The organism is Pullulanibacillus camelliae (genome assembly GCF_014642655.1).
Lineage (GTDB): Bacteria > Bacillota > Bacilli > Bacillales > Sporolactobacillaceae > Pullulanibacillus > Pullulanibacillus camelliae.
This window is the reverse complement of sequence record NZ_BMIR01000006.1, coordinates 42842-66415: the sequence shown is the minus strand read 5'-3', so window position 1 is coordinate 66415 and position 23574 is coordinate 42842. Positions and strand designations below refer to the sequence as shown.

General features: G+C 42.1%; 22 protein-coding genes and 2 pseudogenes. 4 read left to right on the top strand and 20 right to left on the bottom strand.

The annotated features are described in order from the left end of the window. Window positions 1-43: 43 nt before the first annotated feature. The 6 genes from IEW82_RS07890 to proG form a co-directional block, all read right to left on the bottom strand. Window positions 44-1417: an ABC transporter substrate-binding protein gene (locus IEW82_RS07890; RefSeq protein ID WP_188692344.1), complete on the bottom strand. Its 1374-nt coding sequence runs from the start codon at window positions 1415-1417 to the stop codon at window positions 44-46. 81 nt (window positions 1418-1498) lie between these two features. Further along, window positions 1499-2362, bottom strand: coding sequence for a carbohydrate ABC transporter permease (locus tag IEW82_RS07885; RefSeq protein ID WP_188692339.1), 864 nt, complete (start codon window positions 2360-2362; stop codon window positions 1499-1501). Between the two features lie 45 nt (window positions 2363-2407). Then, window positions 2408-3355 (bottom strand): carbohydrate ABC transporter permease, encoded by a 948-nt coding sequence (locus IEW82_RS07880; protein WP_188691913.1) that lies wholly within the window; start codon window positions 3353-3355, stop codon window positions 2408-2410. Window positions 3356-3430: 75 nt separating this feature from the next. Further along, a complete protein-coding gene (locus tag IEW82_RS07875) occupies window positions 3431-4639 on the bottom strand; it encodes an ROK family transcriptional regulator (RefSeq protein ID WP_188691911.1) in 1209 nt (402 codons plus the stop codon). Window positions 4640-4987: 348 nt separating this feature from the next. Then, window positions 4988-5314, bottom strand: coding sequence for a hypothetical protein (locus IEW82_RS07870; RefSeq protein ID WP_188691908.1), 327 nt, complete (start codon window positions 5312-5314; stop codon window positions 4988-4990). A 215-nt stretch (window positions 5315-5529) separates the two neighbouring features. Continuing rightward, a complete protein-coding gene (proG, locus tag IEW82_RS07865) occupies window positions 5530-6348 on the bottom strand; it encodes a pyrroline-5-carboxylate reductase ProG (RefSeq protein ID WP_188691905.1) in 819 nt (272 codons plus the stop codon). Between the two features lie 79 nt (window positions 6349-6427). On the opposite strand from proG, the pseudogene IEW82_RS07860 reads away from it, so the two are divergent. Further along, window positions 6428-6758: pseudogene (locus tag IEW82_RS07860) on the top strand (transposase); the annotation flags it as partial. 1018 nt (window positions 6759-7776) lie between these two features. Here IEW82_RS07860 and IEW82_RS07855 read toward each other — a convergent pair. Together IEW82_RS07855 and IEW82_RS07850 are read right to left on the bottom strand one after the other, a co-directional pair. Then, window positions 7777-8391, bottom strand: a complete 615-nt coding sequence (locus IEW82_RS07855) for a YdcF family protein (protein ID WP_188691900.1) — start codon at window positions 8389-8391, stop codon at window positions 7777-7779. Between the two features lie 214 nt (window positions 8392-8605). Then, a complete protein-coding gene (locus IEW82_RS07850; RefSeq protein WP_188692336.1) occupies window positions 8606-9571 on the bottom strand; it encodes a quinone oxidoreductase family protein in 966 nt (321 codons plus the stop codon). Between the two features lie 208 nt (window positions 9572-9779). On the opposite strand from IEW82_RS07850, the gene IEW82_RS07845 reads away from it, so the two are divergent. Continuing rightward, window positions 9780-10289, top strand: coding sequence for a GNAT family N-acetyltransferase (locus IEW82_RS07845; RefSeq protein ID WP_188691898.1), 510 nt, complete (start codon window positions 9780-9782; stop codon window positions 10287-10289). 1200 nt (window positions 10290-11489) lie between these two features. On the opposite strand, the gene IEW82_RS07835 is transcribed toward IEW82_RS07845, so the two are convergent. The 10 genes and pseudogenes from IEW82_RS07835 to IEW82_RS07790 all read right to left on the bottom strand — a co-directional run bounded on the left by IEW82_RS07835 (window position 11490) and on the right by IEW82_RS07790 (window position 19478). Beyond that, complete coding sequence (locus IEW82_RS07835) at window positions 11490-12314, bottom strand: purine-nucleoside phosphorylase (protein WP_188691895.1); 825 nt, start codon at window positions 12312-12314, stop codon at window positions 11490-11492. Window positions 12315-12321: 7 nt separating this feature from the next. Then, entirely contained in the window at window positions 12322-13512 is a 1191-nt protein-coding gene (deoB, locus tag IEW82_RS07830) for a phosphopentomutase (protein ID WP_188691892.1), read from the bottom strand. A gap of 55 nt (window positions 13513-13567) precedes the next feature. Continuing rightward, window positions 13568-14458: a site-specific tyrosine recombinase XerD gene (gene xerD, locus IEW82_RS07825; RefSeq protein WP_188691888.1), complete on the bottom strand. Its 891-nt coding sequence runs from the start codon at window positions 14456-14458 to the stop codon at window positions 13568-13570. A gap of 1 nt (window position 14459) precedes the next feature. Next, complete coding sequence (locus IEW82_RS07820) at window positions 14460-14699, bottom strand: DUF4227 family protein (protein ID WP_229672437.1); 240 nt, start codon at window positions 14697-14699, stop codon at window positions 14460-14462. 239 nt (window positions 14700-14938) lie between these two features. Then, on the bottom strand, window positions 14939-15382 hold the full coding sequence (gene fur, locus IEW82_RS07815; RefSeq protein ID WP_188692329.1) for a ferric iron uptake transcriptional regulator: 444 nt from the start codon (window positions 15380-15382) through the stop codon (window positions 14939-14941). A gap of 109 nt (window positions 15383-15491) precedes the next feature. Continuing rightward, window positions 15492-16130 carry a stage II sporulation protein M gene (gene spoIIM, locus IEW82_RS07810; RefSeq protein WP_308422138.1) on the bottom strand — a complete coding sequence of 213 codons (639 nt, stop codon included), beginning with the start codon at window positions 16128-16130 and terminating at the stop codon, window positions 15492-15494. A 108-nt stretch (window positions 16131-16238) separates the two neighbouring features. Continuing rightward, a pseudogene (locus tag IEW82_RS07805) lies at window positions 16239-17413 on the bottom strand (endonuclease Q family protein). 40 nt (window positions 17414-17453) lie between these two features. Beyond that, on the bottom strand, window positions 17454-17996 hold the full coding sequence (locus IEW82_RS07800; protein WP_188691884.1) for an NUDIX domain-containing protein: 543 nt from the start codon (window positions 17994-17996) through the stop codon (window positions 17454-17456). 118 nt (window positions 17997-18114) lie between these two features. Further along, window positions 18115-18738 (bottom strand): cysteine hydrolase family protein, encoded by a 624-nt coding sequence (locus tag IEW82_RS07795; RefSeq protein ID WP_188691883.1) that lies wholly within the window; start codon window positions 18736-18738, stop codon window positions 18115-18117. Between the two features lie 194 nt (window positions 18739-18932). Continuing rightward, a complete protein-coding gene (locus IEW82_RS07790; protein ID WP_188692321.1) occupies window positions 18933-19478 on the bottom strand; it encodes a cysteine hydrolase family protein in 546 nt (181 codons plus the stop codon). Window positions 19479-19609: 131 nt separating this feature from the next. On the opposite strand from IEW82_RS07790, the gene IEW82_RS07785 reads away from it, so the two are divergent. Then, window positions 19610-20524, top strand: a complete 915-nt coding sequence (locus tag IEW82_RS07785) for an aldo/keto reductase (protein ID WP_188691880.1) — start codon at window positions 19610-19612, stop codon at window positions 20522-20524. Window positions 20525-20748: 224 nt separating this feature from the next. On the opposite strand, the gene IEW82_RS07780 is transcribed toward IEW82_RS07785, so the two are convergent. Then, the gene (locus tag IEW82_RS07780; protein WP_188691877.1) at window positions 20749-21111 is read right to left on the bottom strand and encodes a nuclear transport factor 2 family protein; all 363 of its coding nucleotides are present in this window, start codon (window positions 21109-21111) and stop codon (window positions 20749-20751) included. Between the two features lie 28 nt (window positions 21112-21139). After that, entirely contained in the window at window positions 21140-22492 is a 1353-nt protein-coding gene (gene aroA, locus IEW82_RS07775) for a 3-phosphoshikimate 1-carboxyvinyltransferase (protein WP_188691874.1), read from the bottom strand. 181 nt (window positions 22493-22673) lie between these two features. On the opposite strand from aroA, the gene IEW82_RS07770 reads away from it, so the two are divergent. Then, window positions 22674-23567, top strand: coding sequence for a hydroxymethylglutaryl-CoA lyase (locus IEW82_RS07770; RefSeq protein WP_188691871.1), 894 nt, complete (start codon window positions 22674-22676; stop codon window positions 23565-23567). Window positions 23568-23574 lie beyond the last annotated feature (7 nt).

The following is a 23574-nucleotide window of genomic DNA, read 5'->3' as shown; positions in this document are numbered from 1 at the left end:
CTCCTTCAAAGCAAAGGGCGGTATCGAGCCGCCCTTTATTCTGTTATTGATCGGCCGACCACTTTTCAGCTCTTTTCTGAACATCATCAAGAAATGATTGTATGTCTGGCGCCTTCCCATTGGCTGCTTTACTAATAAATCCATTGATTTCTGGAATAATATCACTACTAAAATAAGGATTGGCTTCATCTAGCAAAGTTGGCTTTGTTATTTTTGCAATCGCCAATTCCTTTTGTAAAAAGGCATCCTTCTTATTCACAAAATCAGCTTTAGCCAATGTCGGGGACTGGTTAAAATTGTCATACATATATTTTTGTGTATCATAATTGGTTAGAAATTTCATAACTTCCCACGATGCGTCAACATTCTTTGCATTCTTCGCCATAACGAACGGGTCAACCGCTACCCAGCCCCGTCCATCGGGCCCCATATTCATTGTGGGTTGAAAACGATCAAGAAGGCTCTCGTCCTTACTTTGTAGATAATTAGACATGAGCGTCCCCCCTGTACAATCGAGGTAAATCGCAATATCATTATCCTTAGTCGCCCACTTTTCGTTCCCTTTCCCATTGACAAACGCTTTTGGAGCATATTGGGAGGCTTCTTTTAGCCATTCCATCACCTTAACCATTTCTGGTGCATTTAACTCCCACTTCAGATCACCGAGCTTATCTAAGCGTCCTTCTGCCCCCTTAGCACCAAAGGCATAGCTCAGGGCGACAGCTGTAGAATCGTTCAACCCATTGCCTTCCCACCATAGGCCATAATTTTGTTTCCCTGTTTTCGGATTCTTGCCTGTCATCTGCTTCGCTTTTGATAAGATTTCCTCTGGTGTCGGGTTATCCGATAAGGGCTCTACACCCCACTCCTTAAATAATTTCTTATCATAACCTATCGCGCGTCTGCCTAGCGCAACAGGAATGCCAAATTGAGTTTTTCGATCTGGGGCTCGGGTGCTATAGGCGTTTTCCCAAAGACCTTTTAAGTAGATATCAGGATCAAAGGCTTTGTCTTTATCAATTAAAGGATTTAAGTCCTTCAGAAGCCCTTGCTGATACCAACTAAAAGCGAAGGCCCCACCTGAATAGAGGACATCAGCATCGCCTGATTTAAGCATGGCGGTTTGCTTGGCCTTAGCATTTTCCCAAGGCACTTGGGTAAGCTTGACTTTGATATTGGGATATCTCGGGGAGAACTCTTTCTTTAAATATTCTTTTAGACCTTCCGTCTTTTTCCCCGTTAAGGCATCGATGCCGTTATCTAACTGCCAACCCGCCAGTGCGACACGCACCGTTCCCTTCATTTTGGAGACGACCTTAATGTGACTATTCCCAGAAGAGCTTTTACTATCAGAAGAGCAAGCGGCTAAAGAAAATACCAGGATTAAGAGCACGGTGCTCATGAGCCATTTTTTCATTTTCATCTACCATCCTCTTTTCGTTATTTGATGAATCACAGACTAATAAAGAGGCAAAAGTATTGTACTAATGGCAAACCTTTATTGTTTAATGCCTGATAATGCAATGCTTTCTACGATAAAACGTTGTAAAAAGAGATAAAGAATAATCACAGGAATTAAGCTTGCTGTTGTCGCTGCCATGATAACAGATGGAAGCGGCGTGCCTTGATTATAAGTAAACATCGCCAGCCCGAGCTGAATCGTATATTTTGCTGGAGATTGCAAGGCTAATAATGGCCACAGCAAATCATTCCACACAGCCAAAAACTGCAGGATGGTCATAGTCGCTAAGATGGGGATGCATAAGGGGAGATAGACCCTTAAAAACACCTTGAGCTCACTCGCCCCATCAATAATGGCTGCCTCACGTAATGTTCCAGGGAGCTGATCAATAAACGCCTTGGCTAAAAAAGTCCCAAAAGCATAGTTGAGGGCAGGCAAATAAAACGCCCAGTAGGAATCTAAAAGATGCATTTTATCGAACAATAAATATTGAGGGATCATCGTCACTTCGAAGGGGATCATCATCGTGCTAAGGGCAGCCACTAATACAATGCCAGAGCCTTTAAACTTGAGCTTGGAAATCGCATATCCAGAAAATAGCGCTGAAAATAGACTGACAAGGATGACACCAACCGCTACGATTAACGAATTCACCATATACTTGATCATCGGGATGTTAGTAAACGCCGTTTGATACGTCATAGTGGAAAATTCCTTAGGCCAAAATCGCGGAGGGAATGGGATGGTGAGACGTGCTCCCCAATCAAAGCTTGTCATCGCCATCCAAATGAAAGGAATAACCATCACGATCGATCCAAGCAAAAGAATGAGTGTGAGTATCCAATTGCCAATGCGCTTTGAGCGTTTTTGCGATTTCACTTTTTTCTGAAGCTTCGGCATGACTTTTTTTTCGGTAAATGTAGTTGTCAACTCCTGTCCCTCCTTCTAATCAAAATTGCTTTTTCTATTAAAGCGCATCATGAGAATGGTTAAGATTAAAATGATGATAAAAAGAATATAGGACGCAGCAGTGGCAATTCCCATTTGATTGGCAAGAAAGCCATTTCGATAGATATAAAGGACTCCCGTCATTAATGTTCCAGCAGGGTTCCCCGCCGTACCGCCAATCAACCAGACATCTGTAAAGCGCTTCATGCCATTAATCGTCCCTATGATTACCATGAACATAATGATCGAACGAAGATAGGGAATCGTGATATACCACCATTTATGAAACCAAGAGGCACCATCCACCTCAGCCGCTTCATATAAATCTCTAGGCACACTTGTTAAGGCTGCAAGAAAAATAATGGTATTATAACCCAGCATTCCCCATAATGTCATAAGCACGATGCTCACTCTAGAAAAGCTTGGATCAGAAAACCAGCCCAAAGGTTTAACACCAAACCAGCCTAAAACATAATTGAGCAATCCTTCATGACTGGGATAAAATAAAAAGGTAAATAAAATGCTCGTCGCTACAAGCGAAACAACGTTCGGTAAAAAGTAAATCCCTTTGAAAAAATTTCTCCACCTAGGTCTCGCATTATAGATGAGACTAGCCAAAATAAAAGACAGAATCACACCCAATATGACCGATAAGATCCCCATATAAAAAGTATTATAGATCGCTTGCCAGAAGGCCTTATCTGTCAAGACATAGGAATAATTCTGAAAGCCTACCCACGCTTTTCCAAGAAGCCCACCTGATTTTTTGAAGCTCATGATTAATGCCGCAATCATTGGATATAAAGCAAATCCTACAATGCCGACAATAAGGGGCGCTGAAAATAAATAACCGGCCATATCCTTTTTAGTAAGCTTTTTCTTTTGTTTAGGGAGCTTCAGCTTTGTTGGCTCAACCGATAGACTAGATTGGGATCGCCTTGCCATACCATCACCCTTCCTCTACAGGACATTCATGTATGGGAATTAATTTTTTCCCAACCCACCTCATCCGTTTGTCTGTCATTTTGCGATCAATGAGAATTCAAAGAAATCCTGCAGTAATACGGCAGCGGCTCCTGTCATTTCCAAATGGTCACCAAAGGTGGTCTGCCTGATTTCTAAGTCCTCAACCAATATTTTCAAGGCCTGTCGTTTTACATTTTCCTCAATTTTCTCAAGTAAATATGGGTTATGATTGGTTACTTCCCCCCCTAAAATCAAGGTATTCGGATTAAATAAATGAAGAAGATTAACAATACCTGCTGATAAATAACTGGCGGTCTCGTTCATTAGCTCAACAGCAAAAGGATCTTTGAGATTCACAGCTTCAACTAAAATTCTTGGAGAAATGGATCTAATATCTTCATTCGCTAGCGAGTAAATCAGTGTTTGTCTTCCTTTTTTAATAAAGGTAAGGATTCTGGAATAAAGTGCTGGCCAGCTCACATAGTTTTCCAGACACCCGACATTGCCACAATCACAAGGGATGCCCCCACGATCAATCGTGGTATGCCCAAACTCACCAGCCCCACCACTTGCCCCTCTATACATCTGACCATTGACCACAATACCTGCGCCAACCCCATCACCGATAGTGATATAGATCGCATGATCATGCACAGGGCGGATGCCCAAATGCTTTTCAGCAAGAATATGTGCATTCGTATCATTGTCCAACCATACTGGAAGTTTAAAGCGCTCTTCTAAATACTTTTTCAACGGTACATCAATCAGCTTAAGCTTTGGATTATAGTGAATCATTCCTTTAGCTGTATTAACAATGCCTTGCGTAATAAAGGAGATCCCTATACAATTTTCTTTATCGTTTTGAATCTCTTCTAAAAATCTCTCAATTTGCTCCAAAATTGTCGCAATCACCTGCTCCTGTTGTATTACAGGAATGATTTTCTGCTGCTTCACTACTGCATTCAAATTCATTTCTGCAATGGTTATCCGTGAATTTCTTAATGAAACACCTATTAAATAACGGCTATCCGGACAAAACTTAATGAGCCTTGGCTTTCTGCCACCACTTGATTCTCCGATACCCGCTTCAGTTACATACCCCTCCTCCATTAAATTTTTAACCAATGAAGTGACTGTTGTCAGGCTTAAATTATGCTTCTTAGCAATGGCACTTCGTGATATGGGTCCTGATTCACGGATCGCATCGAGTACAATAAACTGATTTAATTCTTGAATAAGTTTTAAATCTCCTGTCCTACGCATCCTGTTTGTACCACATCCATTTTCATCATGATTCATTGATAAGCTTGTCAACTTTCTAAGGTAACTTCATTAAGTAATGGGAGCGATTTTAATCATTTCGCATTTTACATGGTGAGAATTTCTTACATTGTAGGTCCATAGCGGTAATTTGTAGGTAGTGGGGTGAAATAGTGGATAGATAGATTGTGTAACAAGTGATGAGTAATGAGATAAAAAGCCACTTACTTTCTCCAGTGAGTGTATTAACTTGAGATAAGTGTACACTATTTATCTGTATATTTGCAATATTTTTTCATCGGGTGTTTTCTACAGCTTTCGCGCTGCGTTTGTCATATGATTTCATTAAATCTATCCAGACAGGCTCAGTTGTTGGCATGTTTTCATAATCGCTTGAAACTCCTGAAACTGATGAAGAGGATATAAATCAGTAGCTTCTTGCAATTGCTGCGGCTGCCACCAGCAGCCCTTATCTAATGCGGACTTTAAAACAGTAAGTGCCTGAGAATAGTGGCCTAATGTCGACAAAACAGATGCCTTCCAAAAATATAATTGATTCCAATGATTAGGATAGTCCTGTTCCACATTGTCTATTAAAGTAAGAATCCCCTCAAAGTCACCTGCAAAGGTCAGATCGATCATTTGTTTTTGAATTTGAATAAAAGAGTGTTCAGTCATTGCTTCCTTCCTCCAAACCCTTTGAAAACGCTTAAAATTTTTATTAGCATACTACACGATTAAACCTATTTAGCAAAATATTTTATCACAACATCAGAATTTTGGGAATTTAATTGCTTCATAAAACCTTATGCTGTTCTTTCATAGGTATTCTTTAAAACGAGCATTCCCTTAAGTCAAAGCTTCACTTAAGGGAATGGATGTAGCTATTACCTTTATTGCATGTCGACTTGCTTCTGGAAGGCCGTGTATTTATCTAATGTCCTTGTGACGAGTTCATCAAAGGCTGGCGGAAGATGCGCTTGTAGAATGTTTACGCCTTCTTCAGTAATGCCACCTTTTGTCGCTACTCTATCGATCGTTTCAGCAAAGGTCATTTGCTTTTGTTTTAATAATTGTGCAGTCCCAAGCAAGGCTTCTAACACCATCTCATAAGCATCCGTTGCCCTTAGCTGGCTCTTACTCAGGGTCGCCTCGACAAAGGTCTCACAAATGGCCGAAAAATAAGCGGGTGAGGAACCCGTTAAATTGGTTGCGGCATCTAAATCTTGTTCATGAATCACCTTCACTAACGAAAATGCCTCTAACATCTGGGTGAGGGCCTCTTTCTGCTGTTCAGTCACCTGTTCATGGTGAACAACTAAGGAAACCCCCGCATCAACCTCAGAGGTAACCGATGGCATCAGCTTGCTAACAGGAGCTGAGATTAACCGAGCAAGTTGCTCAGTGGTTACTCCTGCAGCAATGGAAATGACGTGTTTTACCGATGTAAGCCGAGGTGCGATCCCTTTGACAACCTCTTTTACATCAAAAGGCTTCACACAAATAAATACCACATCACAGTTGGCCGCCAATTCATCTGCAGTAGAGGTTAAGGTCACCGCCGGATGACAGTTTTTAAAGCGACTGACCCCCTCATGCTGAGAGCGAGAATAGATATAAATCTGTTCCTCCTTAAGTGTTTGATGCTGTAACATTTTAGAAACAAGCATGGATGACATACTCCCATACCCAATGAAGCCTATTTTTTTCAACGTTTATTCCTCCGATGATCGTATTTTTAAAGGGTGAATTATATGTGTCCTAGATTATTCATAGAAAATCTGACAGAATCAGAAAAGAGGAAAGATGGAAAATTACATCAAGGAAGCAAAGAATAGTTTTAACTTCGATAGAATATGCAGCCATTCCTTCCAAGTTAATGAGGTAAGAATGATGCTTAAGCCTGCTGGCGTACAACCTAACGAACTGGCTTCGTACACTTTGCTTTCCAGAGGGGCAAAAGAATATGCCAATCCAAACAATACGGACAAAGCACATTAAAGTGGCCAGCAAATGAGTAAAGTCAGGTCGATCATTGTACTTCAAGTTATCTTCCAGCTTTGTTTATCACACATTTTTTTGGGAAATACTACAGCACATTCAAAGGCTAAAACTAGAGTGATTGGAGCGTATGGCGGGAGACTCCTGCGGGAACAGCACGCGTCCGAAGCCCACGCACTGAGCGTCTTTTGCGAGGGAGGAGGCTAAGGCCGTGCCCACGGAAAACGAGCGCCAGAAGCGCAAATCACCCGCCAATACCATACCTAACTTCAACATTTATTTTGGCATCAAGGGAGAAGTCTGCCCAAAAACAAGTAGTTTTTTACTGTGCGATTATTATAAATGCTTCGTCGCAGTGACTCTCTCAATATTATTTTCAAAAAAAGCTTGGCCTTGGCTACAAATCCTATTTTTTTGGAGTATGAATAAATCAGGTGTGTATATATTTTTTTCCAACCTTTGATTAACACATTCATCATAACAAAGAATAGGCGCCATTTCGAATCGCTCATCCTCATAGGAGGTCAATTGTAGGATGTTCAAATCCCGTTGACTCATTTTAGCTTATAACTACAGCTCTCATCACTCCCAAAATGTTATACTCTCTTAAAGCATGCCCGATCGCTGCCTAGATATAAGAGCATCAACCAATATGAAAGAGGCTTCATTGCCTGATTAAGCGGGTTGGAGCGCAAGGCGCGAGATTCGGAGCACTCTAAAATCGTGTGTTCCTCGGGCGCCGCTGACGCATGATGCGGAGACTAGAGTTCTGCGGGAAGTGGGAGATCGGTAAGACCTTAGCAGTGCGAAGGCGCGAGGAGACTTACCTACTCCCCCGCGGAAAGCGAGCTGCATGAAACGGAAATCCGCACCGTCTCTCATGACCAGAAATTTTATACTTTCTTTTCATTTTAGAAAATTTGGCTTGCACCCCTTCACTGGTACTCCTGATGTGATTTTTGCACATCACACACTTAGGTTGCCCGCAAGCCTCAGGTGGCGAAAGTCAAAGCCCGCCTTATACTCTCTTCCTTTATGAGCATCAGCGAAGTTATACATTCAGATAGTATAAAAAATACCGAACCTCAATCCACATAGAGTTAATACATACGGATTGAATCGTTCGGCTTTTCGTTAATCTAAAATGGTTTTATAGGAAGATCAGCATCACAAATAACGCCTTGCTGAACGTAACGAATGAGCTTCTTGGCTTCTGTTTCCACCCGTTTTCGTCCATATTTATTTAAAAACCAATTGTTCTTTCGTGTATAGCGATCATTAACAGGACAAAGCGAGTAATCGATCCATTCAGGCATATAGGTTTTCGCTGTAAGGAAAGCACGCCTCATATGGTATCCAGCCGTAACCATCAACACTCTTTTAATTTGATGTAGAGAAAAGGCTCTGTCCAACACCAACAGAGAAGCAAGTACATTTTCCTTTGTATGCTTCGACTGGGTCTCGACTAAAATGTCCCTTTCCGGGATGCCCAGTTCTATAGCGCGTTGCTTTAATTGAATGGCTTCCGGCTCTTGATGCCCTTCCCAAGTGACGCCGCCAGAAAATAATAGTTTTCCAGTTCTTTTAGCTTCATAAAGTTTAATCGCCATTGGCAAGCGATAGTCTACCGCTTTACTACTACCGAAAAGAAAGACACAATCGCCATTTTGCTTATCATCTGCTATACCTTTATAAAGCAAGGCGGTAATCTGGTCATCAGTCAAATGATCGGGATCTAATTCTGATATCTTCATGGCCCACACGCTTTCTATATCTTAAGTAAGAAGTACTTCTACAAGCACTATATGCCTTAAGCTTGACTCATTTTCTTATCTTAATACTTCAACACTTACTGCAATGCCATAACCTATCAATTATTCCGATAATTATGTCAACTCATGACGAATTTTGCGCTTGCCAGGGAAATAATCACCGAGCAATTTTTTTATTTCCTTGATTTCCCCCGCATCATTCTAAGGTCAGAATGACTTTTCCTGTACTTTGCCGACTTTCCACCCATTTATGAGCTTCTGCTGCTTCTTGAAGAGGAAAGTGCTTCCCAATCTTTATATCAATCTTCCCATTCACAATTAGTTCAAGGACATTCGGTGCCACCTCTTGAACCCACTCGGGGCGTTTTTGCCTTGTAGTCCCAAAGCTAAAGCCCAGTACAGAACGACAGCTCGAGTGCAATTGATTAGTCTTTATATGGCCGATTGCAGAACTTGAATTACCAAAATGAACAAGCCGGCCGTAAAAAGCGAGACAAGCTAAGCTCTGTTCAGTTACCTCACCAGCAATTGAATCGAGAATGACATCTGCACCTTGCCCGTCAGTAATGGCGTTAACTTCATTTGCAAAGGTTTTATAATCCAAAACGTAATCAGCACCCGAATCATAAGCCCGCTCCTGCTTATCAGGATGACCGACCGTTCCGATCACTTTGCCCGCACCTAACTGTTTAGCCATTTGCAGAGCTGTCGTGCCGATTCCGCCTGCAGCGGCATGAATAAGTACAGTTTCTCCTGGTGCAAGCCTTGCCACCTTTGCTAATAAAAAGTAACTTGTGAACGAAACGACGGGGAAAGCCGCTGCGGTCATGAGGTCGATAGATTCTGGCAGCGCAAAAGTCAGATTCTCATCAGCAACAACATATTCTGCATATGATCCCATCTTTGGAAAGCAAATCACACGTTGACCAGGATGAAATTGCTCTACCGCTTCACCCACCTCTTGTATTCTACCTGTTGCATCTAAACCGGGGATAAAAGGAAGAGCTCCTTTCTTACCGTACCGAGCTTTAATATCAGCAAAATTGACACTGGTGGCTTCGACTTTGATAAGCACCTGATTTGGCCCCACCTCTGGTCTTGGGACATCCCCCCATTGCATATGCTCTGGACCCCCATATTCGGTCACTAAAATAGCTTTCATTGTCTCTGCTTTTCCCACTATTGCCACCCCCAATGATTAATAATTTAAATATACTACATTTTAATGAATCTTTCTTTTAAGAATACGTAAGGCTACCCGATTTAACACGGGTTGCCCATAAAAAAAATTAGTGAAAAAATATGTAGAAACAGGTACTATAAAAATAATTAAAGAATGCATCAGACGTGCCCTGAGAGGAAGAAAACACATGGAAATAAGAAAGGCTGTTAAAGAAGATCTACCGGAGCTATTAACCATCTACAATGAAGCCATTCGCACCTTAACCGCAACATTTGACTTAAAGGAACAATCCCTTGAAGAAAGACAAGCTTGGTTTGACCAGCATGGCGAAAACTATCCTTTAATTATTGCTGAAATCGATAACCAAATTGCTGGCTATTGCTCTCTGAGTCCCTATCGCCCCAAAGCGGCTTATGCATATACAGCCGAACTATCGATCTATCTTTCCTCTAAATTCCGTGGGAGAGGCATCGGCAAACAGCTTATTAAGGAAATTCTGGAGAAGGCTAAACAACTCCATTTTCACACCATCATTGCCATTATTACTGGAGGCAACGCAAGCAGCGTGAAATTACACGAGCGCTTTGGTTTTAAATATGTCGGCTGTATTAAAGAAGCTGGCTTAAAATTTGGAGAATGGCAGGATGTCTGTTTCTATCAATTCATGGTTGAAGCAAGCGATCCTCTGGATGCCTAGGTATAGCTTCGTTCACATTTATATTTTAGTGTTAGGCTGGGAATCCTTTGTTAAAAGGAGTCTCTTCTTTTGTTCGCTCAAGTACCGATTCGAAAGCTTACACCTTTATTTTGTTCTCTCTTTGTTCATTTGGCCAGTGCTGTGTTAAAATACTTGCTTTTTTGGCTGAGGAGGTCTTTGTTCACTTGCCCCAGTCTACTGTGACGTTCACACTGTCATTTGCAAGCCCCGACCTGCCCTGCACTACCGCTGGTCAAGTAAACTAAGAGCAGAAACAGGTACTATCCACTCCATTAACACCCAAATGTTAACTTTCTTATACTATAAAAGAGGCTAGGACATAACTAGCTAAAAATAACGACAAGAAGGTTCCGATTATCATTTTGTTGATGATCAGAACCTTTTTTTCATAGATATTTATCTATACCTAATATGAGATTAGGTATTCATGGCAGTGAACTTTCTTAAGTTCACTGCCATGAGTACAAAACCTAACTTATTTTTTACTTTCTCTTTGCTTCTCACTGACATACGAGTGAAACGCAAATTCGCCTTCAGAAATCCAGAAACTGGTTCTACGTTACTTTTAATTATACGTGATAAGGGGGCTTCTTCATCGATGCGCTTTTCTTGTATCAGTTGGCAACGGAATTGTACAAAGCACTGATATAATAACCCTTTGACCTCTGGAAGAACACGAAAACGATTGATGGTGCGATAACAGGGTTTCTTACCAAAAAAGGTTTTTAATACCAAAAGCATCGTCGGTTTTCAAGTGGATTGGAGCGAAAGACGCTCTGACGCCTTCAGGAACGGGGCCAGCGTGACTTCACGAATAAACGTCGAGTTGTTCCGAGAAAGCTGACTTCGAAGCCACATACGCGTAGACGCAGGAACAGGGGACTTTTAATCACAAACAAATACTTGGGAAAACAGATCGTCCATTCTCAAGTGAGCTGAAGCCACTCAGGACGATCGGCTAAAAACGTCACGTCCTGTGACAACGCCGACCCTACCTACATCGTGTGGGCATGAGGAAAGCGAGCATTCTGTAGCGGAAATCAACCTTGCCAATTCCGATGACAAACAGAATTTTATACTTTTTAATTCAAAAGAGTGGCACCCACCAATTTTTGGTAGGTACCACTAATTTACTGGGTTTTGTCCCAGCCCCTTTTCCATTCAATTAGATATTATTTTTTAAGCTCCAATTTTAGCAACAATTGCTTTAATGAGCTGTGTAAATGTCTCTTTTACTCTTTCACTTGTCTCAATGACTTCTTGATGAGAAAGGGGCTGATCTAGGATCCCACTTGCTAGATTGGTAATGCAAGAAATACCAAGAACCTTCATACCACCATGCCTTGCGATAATCGCTTCGGGTACGGTCGACATCCCGACGGCATCGCCACCTAAGGTCCGTATCATCCGCACCTCAGCAGGGGTTTCATAAGAAGGGCCTGTCACAGCACAGTACACCCCTTCATTAAGAGGAATACCGGTCGCGCTGGCAGTCGATTTTGCCAGCTCTCTCAACTTGCGGTCATACACCTCAGACATATCTGGAAAACGAGCACCCAGCGTATTATCATTTGGTCCAATGAGCGGATTGCGTCCCATGAAATTAATATGGTCGCTGATCAGCATGAGATCACCTGCATGAAAGCTTTCATTCACTCCACCAGCCGCGTTGGTAACAATCAGTGTTTTTACGCCAAGTGCCTGCATCACACGTACAGGGAAGGTGACCTGCTCTAGAGCATAGCCTTCATAAAAATGATAGCGCCCTTGCATTGCCAATACATGAACCCCATGAAGCGTTCCGCAAACAAACTGGCCAGCATGTCCTTCAACCGTGGGTTCAGGAAAATAAGGAAGATCCGTATATGTAATTGTCACGGCGTCCTCAAGTTCATCGGCTAGAGGACCTAGCCCCGATCCAAGAATCAGAGCAGTCTCTGGGATTGGACTAAGCTTGGCTTTTAAAACATTGGCCGCTTCATGAATGTTTTCTGTCAATGCCATGGAAGCCTCACTCCTTCTTAATTGTATTTAAAAAGCTCGTGCCATGTTCAGGCAATTCAACCTGAAAATTGTCGCTGATTGTCGCACCTAAATCAGAAAAGGTTTGTCGAGTTGGGATCTCAGCGCCTTGTTCAATCCCCTTGTGATAAGCTAATAGCGGGACAAATTCACGGGTATGATCTGTTCCTTTGTACGTTGGATCGTTCCCATGGTCCGCAGTGATCAGTAATAAATCATTTGCACGCAGCTTGTCCAAAATTTGTGGCAACCGCTGATCAAAGGCTTCTAAGGCTTCGCCATAACCGATTGGATCTCTACGATGCCCGTACTTCGAATCAAAATCCACAAGGTTAAGGAAGGCGAGTCCATGGAAATCCTGGTCCTCCACTTTCAACAATTGATCCACACCGTCCATGTTATCCTTGGTGCGAATCGCCGCAGTCACACCTTCACCATCATAAATATCATTGATTTTGCCTAAAGCGATGACATCCAAGCCATGTTCTTCTAATGTGTTCATCACCGTTTTTCCAAACGGCTTCAAGGCATAATCATGACGATTGGAGGTACGCTCAAACTGACCGATCTCACCAACAAAAGGACGTGCAATCACCCGACCAACCATATACTTTGGATCTTTTGTCAGCTCACGGGCCATTTCACAAATCTTATAGAGTTCATCCAGTGGGACGACATCCTCATGCGCTGCGATTTGCAGCACAGAATCGGCTGATGTATAGACAATCAATGCCCCTGTTTTGACATGCTCTTCTCCAAGCTCCTTTATGATTTCCGTTCCAGATGCCGGTTTATTACCAATGATTTTCCGTCCTGAACGCTGTTCTAATTCGTGAATCAATTCTCTCGGAAACCCATCTGGGAATGTAATGAAGGGTTGATCAATATAAAGGCCCATGATCTCCCAATGACCTGTCATCGTATCCTTCCCATTTGATGCTTCCTGCATTAACCCATAATAAGCTTTTGGCTGCGCAGCAGGTGTAATCCCTTTAATAGTCGACCGGATATTCCCCAATCCTAATGCACTAAGATGAGGTAAACGCAGTCCGTCCATCTTTTCAGCAATATGCCCTAACGTATCTGCACCTACATCTCCAAATTGCTCCGCATCAGGAGCCTCACCAATGCCTACTGAATCTAAAACAATTAAAAATACACGGTCAAATGCTTTTGTCATTTCTCGCGACATCCTTTCTTAGAAGAACTTCAAGGTCATCCTCTTTGCATGCCCCTCATGCACGTGGATGGTATGTGGCATATACATCCTTTAAACGGTGCTTGGTCACATGGGTATAAATTTCAGTTGTAGAAATATCAGCATGTCCCAGCATTTCTTGAACAGCTCTTAAATCCGCACCATTTTCTAAAAGATGCGTAGCAAAAGAATGCCTCAGCGTATGTGGTGTAATGGGCTTATGAATCCCCGTTTCAAGAGCTAATCGTTTTAATATTTTCCAAAAGCCCTGACGTGTCAAGCGCTGTCCACGATGGTTGACAAAAAGGGCCTCATTATCTTTCTTTTTCACCAGACGCGGTTTGGCCTCCGCTAGATATACTTCAACTGCCCGTACCGCATGTCCGCCCAAAGGCACAATGCGCTCTTTATTTCCCTTACCTAAACAACGTAAAAAACCCATGGTTAAATGCATGTCCTCATTATTTAAATGAACAAGCTCAGACACACGTATGCCTGTCGCATAGAGCACCTCCAGTATTGCCTTATCACGCAACCCAGTAGGGGTCTCTTGATCTGGGCCTTCAAGCAATCGTTCCACTTCCTGAGTGGACAAAATCTTAGGCAGACGCCTTTCGGCTTTGGGCGTCCCAATCTGATCACTAGGATCATGAGAGACAATGCCCTCCCTGATAAGAAAGCGATGAAAAGCTCTTACACTTGCCATGTGCCGGGCCAACGTCGCCGGCTTTCGTCCCTTATCCTTTAGTGTATACAAATAACGCGTAATCATCTCGCGTGTGACTTTTTCCCATGACGCAATGCGCTCTACTTTTTCTATGTACTCTTGGTAATCCTTTAAGTCTCTTTGATAGGATTGAATCGTATTATCTGCAAGTCCACGTTCAACTATTAAATAATGCAAAAAGTCACGAATAGGATCTTCCATATCATTCCCCATCTCTTATAAATTGAAAAAAGCGTGCGGACATGGAATCAGACGGAGGGACATGCTGCGCATCATTTGTTTTGAAAACCCTCACTGCACCACCATTCGGTTGGTCGTATTTATGATAGCCTTCATAGTTTTCATCTAGCCACTTTAATCCAAAGTAAAATAACACGGTGCATACGACAAAAACCAGGAACACCTTTATTGTATCAAAAATTGCTCGCCATGCAGCCTTCAATTTGTCAGCCCCTTTAAAATGACTTTATATTAAAGAGGTATGCCAAAAAGGACAGCCTTTATACATGATATTTTAGTGCTTCCTTGTTTTTATCATCCTATCTCTGAACCTACTTACGACACTATCCAAAATCCCACTATTCACTTAGCCCACCCAAGCAATATAAAACCTTTCCCCTTGGGAAAGGTCAAGTCCTTCTTCTATTACTCTTTCTTAGCACTCCCGCGCAAGAGAAAATCTTAATCTTTATCTTGACAGCGATGACATATCCCGTGGAACGTCAAGCGATGATCCTTAATTAAAAACTGCCATCTTTTTTCTACAATTTTTTCAACATCACCGAGTAAATCCTCTTGAATTTCATCCACAGCTCCGCATTCAATACACACCAAGTGATGGTGAAAATGCGTTGCGCCTTCTTGACGCAAATCATACCGTGACACACCATCACCAAAATTAATTTTGTCAACAACCTTCAACTCTGTCAACAATTCAAGCGTCCGATAAACCGTTGCCAGACCGATTTCTGGTGCTTTATCTTTAACGAGGAGGTAAACATCTTCAGCACTTAAATGGTCCTTTTCATTTTCTAACAAGACTCGGACAGTAGCCTCTCTTTGTGGTGTGAGTTTATATTTTTGTGAATGAAGCTGTGACTTAATTCGTTCAATTCGTGTTTCCACCATTTGGCCTCCCTCGCCATTCTCTAAAAATATTATAATCTAACGGCAAAAGAGGTGTCAAATTAAAATGATTATAATTAGTTATTTATAATAGTTATAATTAAATTAACTAACTGAGAATACTGCGCATTAAAACCGGAGACACGTAAGCTTCAAATAAAGCGACGACCACGAGGATGGAGGCCACCCCCATCAAAAGCATCATATAATAAGAAAACTGTGGAAGTAAAGGCTGCTTTCTTGTTCTCATCAGCAGCTGACGAATCATTTTTAGAGAGAAAGCGATGGATGTTGTACTTACAATGATAAATAAGGGAATGATGACGAGATTCTGTGGAAATACACTCGCTAAAGCGAGCCAAAAACCGTGAAACCCCATTTGGTTTACAAGAAATCCCACTGTAAAACCAACCACAATGCCCTTTAAAAATAAAAGAATAAAAATGACAGGTAGTCCAATAATAGATAAACCTAAAATCCAGATGAAGCCAATGTACTGAATGTAATGGGTATAGCTTTCGCTGAACATCGCTGTTGGCACAATACCGTTTTTTCCTGCCATTTCTCCAAAAAAGCGTTGCAGGTAATTAAAAAGATTTTGTTTGGCCTCTCCAGGTAAACTATTGACAACGATCGATCCAAAAATAATCCCCATTAAAAACAGCACAATTGTGAACGTATAGATAGACATATTGTCTTGGATGTGCTGATTGATTCTATCTTTAATATTAATCTGTCTTTGCATCATGATTCCTCCTCGTCAACGCCTTATATTTCAAGTCTATGAGTTTGAAGAGAATCTATGACGACTTTTAGTAGAGCACTTTCTGCTTTTCTCTTGATTTACAGCTCTATTTTATTTATCAACCCGCACACGTCCAAATTGTCCAGCGCCGCCCATTTCTACTTGTAGTCGTCCCGAACGAGCCGCTATAATAAGCTGCGCAATCTTTTCACCCACACAATGTGCTAAAGCTTCAGGTGTCGCTTGATGCATCACGGCCATTTCACTTCCAAAGTGAGCAATGAGCTTGTCGATCGTCCGTGGTCCAACTGTCGGGATAAATTCAAGTGGCACTTGATGAATATAAGGTGGACGCTTCTCCTGTCGACTTGAGCTATCCGCTAACTCCTGCAGTCGATCCTTCACTCCCTTAACCACTCGTTTATAGCCACAATACATGCAACGCTGTCCTTTCTCATAGCTTTCAATGATGGACAGGCAGGTGGCACAACGTGTTCGATGGTATTTCCCAAGTCGTGGATTTAACCCATAATTGGCGGTCACCTTGCGTCCCTTCAAAGCTTTCAGCCCCAGCTTTAATTCATTAAATGACGGCGCCTTTAAAGCAAGGGTTTGATATTCACGACCAATTTTTTTTAGAGAATGCGCATCGGAATTCGAGACAAATGTAAACTGATGCAATTCCTCAAGCTGGTCAGCCATCTCTGTATCCGAGCTCAATCCTAATTCAACCGCATCGATCTGCTTTGGATCAAGAATCTCTGAGATCGATTGCTTAACCCCCACTCCATAGACACTTTTAAACGGCGTAAAAACGTGGGCTGGAATAAACAATCCACCCAAATCATGAACTCTGTTCTGGATCTCTGTACCATACCCAAAAAAACGCTGGGTACTCAACGTGTTATTGGTTACGTGCTCACCTAACCAATGGCTAAATTGCCTCATGGTCTTTAATGTAGGAAGGTAAGCCAAAATATGAATGGGACCTTGACACCTCGTATCCTTGACCTCAATTTCAGAGCCCAACAGCAATGTCACCTGACCAAAGCGTAGTCCACCATCATCAAGCTCAACTACACGTTCGTCAGCAACCATGCTTTCTAGTTCATCAAGTACTTCAGGGACATGACAATCAATGACACCAACAATATCTATGCCTTTGCGTTGACCAGCTTCTTCAAAATACGGTCAATGGTTAATGTTTTGCCACCTGATATTTTGACAGGTCTGCCTGTCCAGGTTCTCCCGATATGGATATGTAAATCTGCATAATAGGTATTCATAGTCCTACCGCCTTATTTCGTATCGACCGTTCTCTCAGCCTTACTTCATCAATTCTTGCAGCTGCAAATATTGAACAGCATAGACCGTTTTCGCATCATAAATCTTTTGTTCTTGAAGTAAGGTTAACGCTTCTTTTAAATCCACTTCCACATTTTCTAAAAATTCATCTTCATCTAAATGCTGGGTACCACGGATCAATGAGTTTGTAAAGTAAAGATGAATAAGCTCATCAGCAAAGCCAGGCGCTGTATAAAAAGAAACGAGATGCTTGATCTCTTGACAGCGATAGCCCGTCTCTTCTTCTAATTCACGTCTTGCGCACACTTCTGGACTTTCACCGGGATCTAATTTGCCTGCGGGAATTTCATAAAGAATGCCATTTAACGGTTTGCGAAATTGCCGAACTAGGACGAGCTTCTGCTCCCCTGTCAACGCAATGACTGCTACCGCCCCTGGATGCTTGACAATTTCCCGCGTACTCGTTTCACCATTTGGTAATTCCACCTCTTCAACAATCAGATCAATCACCTTGCCATTAAAGATCGTCTTCGAATGCAACGTCTTCTCTGCTAGCTCGTTCATATCATTGGATCCCTCACTTTTAACTATTCTTCCTCAGTGTACCACATCAAGAGCGAGTCACCCCTTTAAAAAGCACAGAGACTTCTTGAAGCATTTGAAAAATTAGCGCCTACACTTTTTATCCTTCATAGAGGGCCCGTTTCATGCGCTGAGATGCTTTTTCGATAAGCGCATCAATATCAAGGGTATGGGCAGGATTAATCGTTGCACCAAGAATATTTTTCATTAATCGAAGCGCATAATCATTATCTTCCTTTGTATTAGATGCACAGCAATCCTCTGGCACAACGACATCATAATCTCGCATGTAGGCATCGTTCGCCGTAAATAACACACAGATATTTCCTGCCACACCTGTTAAAATTAAGGTCGTCACGCCTAAATGATTCAGCAGGGTGGCCAAAGGCGTTGAAAAGAACCCCGAATGTTTAGGTTTAACGACAAAATAATCGTCTTCCTGTGGATGGAGCGCCTCAACTAGCCATGAGCCAGGCCCTTGTTCAGCTTGTTTTATGATATGATTTAAATCCGATTGCCAGGCGCCATAATTATCATTGACATAAATCACTGGCACTCCTTTTTCCTTCACACGCTCTTTTAATTCTACTAAGGGCTGAATCATCCTTTCAGCTTCTTTTAATAATAAGTCCTTTTCTTTAAATGCCATGGTATTGATCACATCAATGATTAATAAAGCCACTGAATGTTTATCAGCCAGCTCGCGATGGAACGAATGCTTCATCCTTCTGACCCCCTCCATTGACTGTCACTTATTCACTTAGTTTCCCGTCCCAAGCATTTTTTAAGCACAATCAATCCAACATTTTTTTAGGCCGCCTAATGGAAAAAATTCCCTACTCCCTCTTTAAGAAGTGCCATTGGCTAGAGGGCGGACGTTTCAGAATAAGGACCTTTCATTCATCCTATTTCTTAATATCAAACAATGACGGTCTTAAAAATCGCCTTCATATGATTTAAAAATAATTCATGCTGCTCTGTAAAAGTGGCAGTGCCTTGGCGATGAACCACGGTTTTATATCCTCTGGAATAGGCACCATAAGCGGTTAAAAAGTCACAGATATCCGTACACACGCCTGTTAAATGGACGCAATCTACTGCCATTTGTTTTAAGATATCCTCTAAATCTGTCTGAAAAAAGGCATCATACTCAGGCTTAGGCAGGTAGATGACATTCTCATCTGTTTTATGCGCTTCATACCAGCTGCCTAGTTCTCCATAAATCGCTTGCCCCCAAGTCCCTTTTATATTATGAGGAGGCCATAGCTCAAAATGACTATCCTTTTCATCATGGGCATCCATGCAAAAGATCACCGGGTGCTTTTTTTCCAAAAAGCGTTTGGCCGTTGCCATAATATATGGAACAATGGTCTGGGCTGCTTTCCCTGCCGATAAACTGCCTTGATCCGCTACAAAATCATTACTCATGTCAATAATCAATAAAGCTTCCTTATCCACCCTCATCACTCCTGACATTTATGTTACCTTTACTATAAATGGCTGGATTTTTCGTGACAAGTTCTTCTTATTATTTGCTGCCCTGATTCACTCACGATTATAATAAAAGCTAACCAAATGTTTAGGAGGTCAGTACCGTGAATTATCACACATTAGGACACTCAGATTTATCCGTAAGCGACATTGGCTTTGGTACCATGTCTTTACCAAAAAACGATAAAGAAGCAATTTATACATTGCAAAAAGCGATGGATTCAGGAATCAACTTTTTTGATACAGCAGATCTCTATGAACAAGGCCGAATCGAAACGGTTCTCGGTCAAGCCATTAAAGGGCGAAGAGAAGATATTATCATCGCTACAAAAGGGGGAAACCATTGGGAAGAAGGGCAGCAAGGATGGTACTGGGACCCGTCAAAGGCCTACATAAAAGAAGCATTAAAAGCGAGTTTAAAACGACTTCATCTGGACTATGTTGATCTTTATCAATTACATGGTGGAACCATTGATGATCCAATTGATGAAACCATCGAAGCCTTTGAAGAACTCAAACAAGAGGGGCTTATCCGCTGGTATGGCATTAGCTCGATTCGCCATAATGTGATTCGCGAATATGTCAAGCGCTCCTCCATCGTCAGTGTCATGATGCAGTACAGTATTCTTGATCGCCGTCCCGAAGAGGAAATGCTTGATTTTCTAGCTGAAAATCAGGTGAGCGTCATTGCCCGAGGTCCCATAGCAAAAGGCATCTTATCAGATAATGGAGAAAGTAAAATTCCTGAGAAAGGTTATCTTGACTACAGTGCCGCTGATCTGAAGAAGTTATTTTTCGCACTAAAAGCGCAAACCAACCCAACCCGCAAGCTGGAGCAAACGGCAATAAAATATGTTTTAAATCATCCTGCTGTTGCCACAGCCATCCCAGGAGCCAGCCGTTTATCACAGCTTGAAGACAATATTCAAACAGCACATACTGAGCCCCTTTCTCAAAGTGAAATTGAAGCCATTCGTTCGCTTGCAAAAGCGAGCCGCTATACCGAGCATAGAGAATAAGAGGGAAGCAAGATTTTAATTCAGCTATCATAGATAAAGCACATTAGAACAAAAGCCAGCTTCAACGCAACAAAAGGTCAGCTATGAGCGTCAGCGAAATTATACATTCTGATAGTAAAATAACAAACAGGGATCTAGGCACCTAGTGTAAATACACTTCGGCGTCCTATAGATCCCTGTCTTTTATACATTCTTATCTGCTAACCCTTGCGCTATGAGTTGTTCTATTCATTAGGAATAATCGTTCCTTGATGAAAGACCATTTGCCATGTTCCCTCTACACCTTTCCAAAGCGAACTGCGAAGGGTTCGTCTATTTCTTGTCTCATCGATAATCTTGTAGGTGGCGAGGACGACATCTGCTGCCAGCTCCTGAATTGCAAAATCAGAGGCTTTCATTTTATAAATGGCTATCCCCTCTTCTTGCATAAAGTCGCGCTTATGAAATACTTTCCCCGAACTCCCAAATTCAAAAAACGCCTCAGCAAGCAATTGATTTAGTCCTTCTGGAGTGCTTCTTGTTTCGGAATCTAGCAGACGCTCCTCTAATTCTAATAAATGTTTTCTTAATGCCTCCTGATTTTGCATCCTCTTACCTCCCAGCTATCAAGTTTCTTTACTTCCTTGTTACGGTTAAACCTATTTCTTCAAGTTTTTCAAAGAAGTTAGGGAAGGTTTTTGAGACACAGCCAGGGTCATGAATAGAAATGTCATCAACCACTGCACCTAAAAGTGAAAAGGCCATAGCGACACGATGATCATCATAGGAACGGATTAAGGTCCCAACTGGCTTTCCAGGAAAAATTTTTAAACCATCATTGTATTCTTCTACCTTAATCTGTAAGCTTGTCAGAATTTCTGTCGCTGCTTGAATGCGATCGGACTCATGATGACGAATATGCTCAACCTCACGAATCGTGATGGGTCCATCGGCAAACGGAGCGATAGCAGCTAGAGTGAGCGCTTGATCGGACATGGCTCGCATGCTAAATGTTTTATTGCCCTTTAATGTTTTCGGTCCTGTGACCTCAACATAATCGGGTCCGATCACAACGTGGCATCCCATTTCTTTCAATACATCGACAAAGCGAATATCAGGCTGATAAGAGTGCTCATAACTGATATTGTTTACGCGAATCGTGCTTTGCGTGAGCGCTGCGAGAGCGAAAAAGTAACACGCTCCAGAGGCATCTGGCTCCATGTGCACGTGATTGCCCTGATAAGTATTCGGTGAGATGTCAAACCTAGACAACTCTTGATCATGAGACACCTCTATACCAAACTGCTTCATCAACTCAATGGTAATCAGAACATAAGAGGCTTGAACGATCGGTTCGGTAATACGCACTGTAACAGGGGCTTCAGCATGAGCGCTGGCCATGAGTAAGCCGCTTATAAATTGGCTGGAAGTATTTCCAGAAATATCGACATGTCCACCCTTTAAGCCTTCTCCAGTAATGCCAAGCGGATAAAACCCTTCTTTACCTTCATAATTGATAGTGGCTCCGATCTGCCTCAGAGCATCAATTAACGGCTTGACAGGGCGTTCAGACATGCGTTTACTGGCCTTGATTGTCCAGCTTTCACCTGTACGGGCAGCAGCGACAAGACCGGGCAAAAATCGAGCTACCGTTCCACCAGCCCCGATATAGAGGGCTTCTTTACTCCTCCGCCATTCACCACCTACACCTTTAATCTGGGCAATATCACCATCAACCTGAATCTCTGCCCCTAACCTTTTTAAAGCTTCTATACACCAATATGAATCATCGCTTTTTAAAATGCCTTCTACACTTGAGTTCCCCTTGGCCGCTGCCGCAAGAATCAACGCTCTATTGGTTAAGCTTTTGCTCCCAGGAATCGCTATATCCTTTTTTAATGTACGATTCGAACGTTTCACTGTCACCTGACTCACATTATGTAAAGCCGCCCATGGCGATCTTGCTTCTAAATCTGGTGTTGAAGTCATTGGAACTCCTCCTCATTTGATTTCTATATAGTTACTATCATACTACAAATCCACTGACTTTGAATTTAAAAAGATATTTTTAATGATCATCTTCTAAACCATACCTTTTAATTGTTATTTACAGACAGACGTCATACAATAAAATAAGTATTGTAACCGTTTACAAAAAAGGAGGACCCCCATGGTATACCCGAAGCAAGCTACCCTTATCGAAGTGAGCGCCTGTGATGGATTACAGAACGAAATGGAAATCATACCAACAGAGATTAAGATTCAATTCATTCAAGCTTTAAAAGCCGCCCACATAGAAGAAATGGAGCTCGTCTCCTTTATCTCCTCAAAAAAGATACCTCAATTGGGAGAGGCTGATACCATACTTCAGACCTTTAGTGATGCGTACCGAAATATTGTGTTGGCCGAAAACGGAAAGGGCATCGCCCGCTTCCTAGATTCACAAGCTGAGCACATCGCTCTTTCTATCGGAGTCAGCTCCACCTTTAATCAAAAATGTTTTTTACAGACGACTGAAGAGAGAATCAAAGCACTCACCCCGCTTATTTCTCTTCTTAAAGAGAAAAATAAAGCAGTCAGATTGAATATATCAACCGCCTTTTACTGTCCTTATGAAGGAAAAATCCATCCTACTGAAGCCTTAGAGCTTTGTGAATATTTTGCAAAGCTTGGTGTAAACGAACTGAGCCTTTCAGATACAATTGGCTTAGCCAATCCTAAGGACGTTAAGCATTTAGTTACTCAGCTCAAAAATAATCTGCCTCCTTCTTTGTTACTGACAGGACATTTTCACAATACACGGGGCGCAGCGTTAGCCAACATTTATGCTTGCCTCGAAATCGGGATGAATCGCTTCGATACGTCTGCAGGCGGATTAGGCACCTGCCCATTTTCAGCGGGTGCAAGTGGTAATATCGCCACAGAAGATGTTGCGTTTATGCTCAATGAAATGGACATTGATACAGGGATTGATATCGATAGGGTAATTGCCGCTGTTGACATAGTTAGTCCCTATCTTTCTCGACCTCTTGATAGTAAAATCTATGCATTGAGAGGAGCTTAATACGTCC